This is a genomic window from Nocardia sp. NPDC004582 (assembly GCF_053602115.1).
In genome coordinates this window covers 1-5732 of sequence record NZ_JBSGCY010000233.1, presented here as the reverse complement: position 1 = coordinate 5732, position 5732 = coordinate 1, and the positions used below count along the sequence as shown (strand labels likewise).

Annotated in this window: 3 protein-coding genes and 2 pseudogenes; 2 read left to right on the top strand and 3 right to left on the bottom strand. The window is 72.7% G+C overall.

The features are described 5' to 3' along the window. Positions 1-1096: pseudogene (locus tag ACWELJ_RS32935) on the top strand (hypothetical protein); the annotation flags it as partial. A 3-nt stretch (positions 1097-1099) separates the two neighbouring features. On the opposite strand, the gene ACWELJ_RS32930 reads toward ACWELJ_RS32935, so the two are convergent. The 3 genes from ACWELJ_RS32930 to ACWELJ_RS32920 all read right to left on the bottom strand — a co-directional run bounded on the left by ACWELJ_RS32930 (position 1100) and on the right by ACWELJ_RS32920 (position 5276). After that, positions 1100-2962 (bottom strand): DUF4153 domain-containing protein, encoded by a 1863-nt coding sequence (locus tag ACWELJ_RS32930; RefSeq protein WP_452369982.1) that lies wholly within the window; start codon positions 2960-2962, stop codon positions 1100-1102. 590 nt (positions 2963-3552) lie between these two features. After that, positions 3553-4482 (bottom strand): HAMP domain-containing sensor histidine kinase, encoded by a 930-nt coding sequence (locus ACWELJ_RS32925; RefSeq protein ID WP_452369983.1) that lies wholly within the window; start codon positions 4480-4482, stop codon positions 3553-3555. Positions 4483-4598: 116 nt separating this feature from the next. Next, positions 4599-5276 carry a response regulator gene (locus ACWELJ_RS32920; protein ID WP_452369981.1) on the bottom strand — a complete coding sequence of 226 codons (678 nt, stop codon included), beginning with the start codon at positions 5274-5276 and terminating at the stop codon, positions 4599-4601. A gap of 119 nt (positions 5277-5395) precedes the next feature. Between ACWELJ_RS32920 and ACWELJ_RS32915 the strand changes: the two are divergent. Further along, a pseudogene (locus ACWELJ_RS32915) lies at positions 5396-5732 on the top strand (hypothetical protein); the annotation flags it as partial.

Genomic DNA, 5732 nt, shown 5'->3' with positions numbered 1-5732 from the left:
CGAGCTGCCGCCGGAGGGCACCGCGGTGGAGCCGCCGCGGGCGGTGGAGATCCCGCGCAGTTTCAAGCACGAGCTGCTGTTGAAGAAGGCGGCCGCCACGCGGCCGGATCCGGTTGGCTTCGAACCCGCTTCGATCAGTTTCGTCTCCGCCGACGAAGGCTGGGTGCTGGGCCGCACCACCCCCTGTACCGGGGCCGGGTGTCCGGCGCTGCGGCACACCACCGACGGCGGCCGCACCTGGCAGCAGGTTCCGCTCCCGGCGCCGCTGCGTGAGGCCGGGGCCGCGGGCGGCCGGGTGACTTTCGCCGATGCCCGCAATGGCTGGATCCGGGCCGGGAGCACCCTGTTCGCCACCCATGACGGCGGGACCGGCTGGCGGGCGGTCGATCTCGACGTGCACGCCGTCAACGACGCCTGGCAGGTGACCGTCGCCGCGGACACCGCCTATATCGCGGCCGTGCAGCCCGGTGAGCGGCCGGTGCTGTTCAGCAGTCCGGTCGGGGGCGACTCCTGGAGCGAGACCGCCGACCTGCCGGTCGCGGTGGGCGGCGGGCCCGATCCGGCGGCCCGGGTCGCCGCGGCCGGCAGCCGGGCGTGGATGGTGGTCGCCAACCGGACGGTGGCCGGGGCGCGGCTGGTGGACGGCGCCTGGCTGTCCTGGAAGCTGCCGTGCGGGACGAACGGGCCCGCCGACTGGCAGGCGCTGAGCGAACGCCGGGTGCTGGCGCTGTGCGGGCGATCCGGGCCCGGCACCAGCGATTCGGCCACCACTCATCTGATGACCTCCACCGACGGCGGGGCGAGTTTCACCGAGACCGGGCAGCTGACGGCGTCGCTGTCGCTGGTCGCCGAGCTGATCCCCGCCGACAGCACCCACCTGGTCGCCGCCGTCGACAACCGGCTGCTCGCCTCCGCCGACGGCGGCGAGACCTGGACCACCGGCTACACCGCCCCCGAGCCGGGCGCGACCGCGAGCGCGGGCGAGTTCATCTCACCGACAACGGGTTTCGTGATCATGAGCCATCACGACACGCCCGCGGCGCTGCTGGTCACCCGCGACGCGGGCCGGACCTGGAATCCGGTCGCCGTCGACTGAGCCTCATCGGGTCGCGGTCGCGCGCGAATGGTTCCAGCCCTGCCAGGAGTCACCGCGCAGGTGTTCGCGGATGGGGTTCGCGATGGCCGAGCGCTGGGGTTCGGGCAGCCGGTCGGTCGCGGGCAGTACGTCCGGGGACAGGTTCGACAGGTAGGCGGTGTCGAGGGATTTGCCCGACTGCCAGCGCGCGATATTGCGGTCGGCGACGAAACCCTCCGGGTTCAGCACCGCCAACGCGAGCAGGGTGGCCAGCGCGGCGCCGACCGCCACCCGCGGCACCCAGTATCGGTGCAGGCGTACCAGGCTGGCGAGCAGCAGCAGGTACACCAGGGCGATCCAGCCTTCGAACACCTCCACCAGCAGCCGCAGCAGGGTGAAGCCGTACGCCTGCTGATAGGTCCACATGCGGTGCAGCGCCGACGCGACGATCACCAGCACCAGGCCGATCACGATCGCGATCGCGATCCGCAGCCAGCGGCACTCGGTCACGCCGTCCTGCGCCGCGAAACGCAGCACGACCCCGATCACCGCGAGGGTCAGCAGGCTCACGATCGACAACTGCCAGAAACCGCTGCGCGCGTACTCGGCGTAGGTGAGGCCCACCGTGCGCTGCACATAGCCGTCGCCGCCGAACAGCACCGCCACCTGGGTGGCCACGAACGCCGCGAACACGATCGTCAACGCGCCCACCGGGATTCCCCACTCCAGCGGTGAGAACCGGCGCACGCCCCGACCGGGCGACCGGTCCTCGTCCGCCGCCGCCGGAGGCGGACCGGCCAGCAGGTACAACGCCCCGGCCACCCCGGACCCGGCGACCACGAACACCGCACCCCACCGCAGCAGCGCCGGGACATCGACGGCCGGGACCAGTCCGTTCACCAGGCCCGCGAACACCGCGTCGGCGCCCGCCAGCAACGGCACCATGATCAGCAGCAGCACCGCAGCCGCACCGATCGACCACCACACGCGCTGGGTGCCCGTCGCTGCCCGTTCCCGGGTCCGGGTCATCGCCCGATACAGCCACGGCCACGAATTCAATGCCGAGAACGGCACCGCGAGCACGTCGAACCACATCCCGTACGCCGAACGCGGCACCACCGCCAGCGAACCGGCCACCGCCGCGCCCGCCAGGCACAGCACGAACAGCCACGGCGCGGCCCGGAACGCGCCCACCGACAACAGGGCCAAGGCCACGCCCGTCCACCAGACCCGACTCCACGGCACCTGCCCGAGACCAGCGGGCAGCAGGCCACCGATACCCGCGGCGTGCGCCTTCCCCGCCGGCGAATGCGCTTCGGCCACTGTGTGGTCGGTGCCGGACTCGGCGGCTACGGGTACCGCGGTCACCTCGTCGTGATCGGCGACAGCGGGGCGACCCGCGTTCTCGTCACGCACGGTGGCATCACCGACAGCGTGACCGTCGACGATGTCCCCGACGCCAGGACCGGCAGGGCGGTCACCGACTCCAGAGCGGGTAGGGCTGTCACCGGTGCCGACACGAGCTGTGCTGTCCCCCACGGCGTCGACCTGGGCGGCATCGCGGTCGCCCGGGGCCTTCGCCGGACGCCGATCCGCGCGGTCGACGCCACTCCGGGCCGAGTCGGCGGCTTCGTCGTCGCACTCCGCTTCGTCGTCGTAGCCGTCGGCTTCGTCGTCGTAGTCGTCGGCTTCGTCGTCGTAGTCGTCGGCTTCGTCGTCGTAGTCGTCGTCCCACTCCGCGTTCCGGGCCGCGCGATCGACCGCGTACACCGTGCCGGCGATCGCCAGTCCGGCGAGCAGCCATCCGATGCCGGGACGGTCCAGGGGCACCAGTACCGCGGCCGCACACCCCGCAGCGGCCGTGGCGGCGAGCAACCCGTTCGGCACCGGAACCCGTGCCGATCGCGACGGAATCGGTTGCGGCGCAGCATGATAGAGCCTGGCCACACCGGATTGCGGTACCGCGCCGGGATGGGGCGGCGGCCATGCGGCGGGCCACGCGGCGGGCCACGGCTCGGGTCCACCGGCGCCAGCAGGCCCGGCGCCCGCCATCACCGGCGTGTGCGACGGTTCCGCAACGGCCGATACGACAGGCCGGGTCTGCTCGGCGGCGGACGCGGCACTCGCCGGATCCTGAATCGACGCGCCATCCGCCGGTTGCCGAATCGGCGCGGAAGTCACGGTGGCCGTGGCCGATTCGGCAGTCGGCGCGGGAGCTCCCCCGGGCGAGGTCACCGAGTCGGGGGCAACAGCGGCAGCCCCTTCGGGTGATGGCGCCGAGTCAGGAGCCGCCTGGGCGGATCGTGCGGCGGGTGTGCCGGATTCGGGAGCGGGGGTGCTCGCCGGATCCGGCGCCGGATCGGGAGGGGGTGTGGGTGTGTCGGGCATGGGTTCCTCCATCGGGTGTGCGGGACCGGCCCGGGAAGCGCGGTGCGCCGCCGGGTCTCGGTCGGGACTGGGTGAGACGAGACTGCCGGTCAGGGTGGGGGCAGGGTGATGCGGATACGCGAGCCCGGGTCGGCGACGGCGATGGTGCCGCCGTGCAGGTCCACGATCCAGCGGGCGATGGCCAGGCCCAGGCCGGTGCCGCCGCCGGTGGCGCGCCCGCCGCGGGTGAAGCGTTCGAAGACGCGGGCGCGTTCGGCGGCGGGGATGCCGGGGCCGTCGTCGGAGACCTCGATCACGGTGTGGGCGTGGACGGTATGGGCGTGGACGCGGACCTCGCCGTGGGCGGGGCCGTGCCGGGTCGCGTTGTCGAGCAGGTTGAGCAGGACCTGGTGCAGGCGGGCGGGATCGGCGTGCACGGTGAGGCCGGGGGTGACGGCGAGGGTGAAGCGGACGGGACGGTCCACGGCCTCGGCCATCACCTCGGCCTCGGCGACCACCTCGCTCAGCAACGGTTCCAGGTCCACCGGTTCGCGGTCCAGGCGCACCGCACCCGCCTCGATACTCGACAGGGCCAGCAGTTCCGACACCAGCAGACTCAGGCGCTGGGTTTGGGCGTGGGCGGTGCGCAGGGTCGCCGGATCGGGTTGGGCGACACCGTCGACCAGGTTCTCGAGCACCGCGCCCAGAGCGGTGATGGGGGTGCGCAATTCGTGGGACACGTTCGCGATGAACTCGCGCCGCTGCTGGTCGGCGGCGGCCAGGTCGGCGGCCATCTGATTGAACGCCTCCGCCAGCTGCCCGACCTCGTCGCGGGAGGTGGCGCGCACCCGGCGCGAATAGTCGCCCTGGGCCATGCGTTTGGCCGCGGCGGTCATCTCCCGCAACGGCATCGTCATGCCGTGGGCCAGGACCTGGGAGAACAACAGCGCGAACAGCATGGCGGCGATGGTGGTGCGCGGCGGCAGCCAGCCGATGCGGATCGCGAAGTAGCCGAACGCGACCGCACCCGAGCCGACCATGAGGATCGCCAGCTTCGCCTTGATCGACCGCACCCGGTCCAGGGGCCGCGGCAGGCGCGCCGCCACCCGGTTCGCGACCGCCCGCACCCCGGTCACCGGGGTCTCGGTGTCGCCGATCATCGGGCCTCCAGGGCGTAGCCGACGCCGTGCACGGTGCGGATCAGGTCCGCGCCCAGCTTGCGGCGCAACGCCTTGATGTGGCTGTCGACCGCGCGGGTGCCCGACGCGTCGGCCCACCCCCACACCTCGCTCAGTAGTCGCTCCCGCGCCAGCACCGTGCGCGGCCGCCGCGCCAGATGCACCAGCAACTCGAATTCCAGTGGTGTGAGCTGGGTTTCGCTGTCCGCGCGCCACACCCGCCGCTGATCGGTGTCGATGCGCAGGTCTCCGACCAGGATGGTGGCCACCGGTGCGGCCGTGCGTTCCACCCGGCGGAGCAGGGCGTGGACGCGGGCGGCGAGCACCCGCATGGAGAACGGTTTGGTCAGATAGTCGTCCGCGCCGACGCCGAGCCCGATGAGCATGTCGGTCTCGTCGGTGCGCGCGGTCAGCATGAGCACCGGCACCGGCCGGCGCGCCTGGATGCGGCGGCACACCTCGAGACCGTCGAACCCGGGCAGCATCACATCCAGCACCACCAGATCCGGGTCCCCGGCCGCCTCGGCCGCCACCGCGGCGGGCCCGTCGTGGGCGAGGTCGACGGTGTAGCCCTCGGCGCGCAAACGGGCGGCGATCGATTCGGCGATGGTCGGCTCGTCCTCGACCACCAGGATCCGGCGCGCACTGGTTTCCATGCAGCCGACATTAGGCAACCGGCGTGGAGATCGTTCGCCGCGCGTGTGGAGATGTTGTGGAGACGCCGGTCATACCACCTGGAAACGTCATCAACGACGCGACGTCGTAGCATGGCGTGGTGCGCTCACCGACGGATCACACCGCGCGCCTGCGCGGCGCTGCCGTCGGCGCGTCCTCGGCAGCGGTGGCGATCCTCGCCCACGGACTCGGCGGCGGCGCGTCGCTGACCGACGGTTCGGCGCTGGCCCTGCTGCTGGCCGCGTGCACCGTGATCGGGGTCGTGGTGGCCTCGGTGCGGCCCCGCTACGGGCTGGCCGGAACCATCGCGACGCTGGCGGCCGGGCAGGCGATCGGGCACGCCGCGCTGTGGGATCTGGCCATGTGGCGCGTCATCGGCGGCATCGGGATCGGGATGGCCTCGGTGATCGGGCCCGCGTATATCGCCGAGGTGTCGC

Excerpts from the sequence above, each read along its gene's own strand:
- ACWELJ_RS32925 (WP_452369983.1), bottom strand. The coding sequence starts at position 4,482 with ATGGTCGGCTCGGGTGCGGTCGCGTTCGGCTACTTCGCGATCCGCATC.
- ACWELJ_RS32920 (WP_452369981.1), bottom strand. The coding sequence starts at position 5,276 with ATGGAAACCAGTGCGCGCCGGATCCTGGTGGTCGAGGACGAGCCGACC.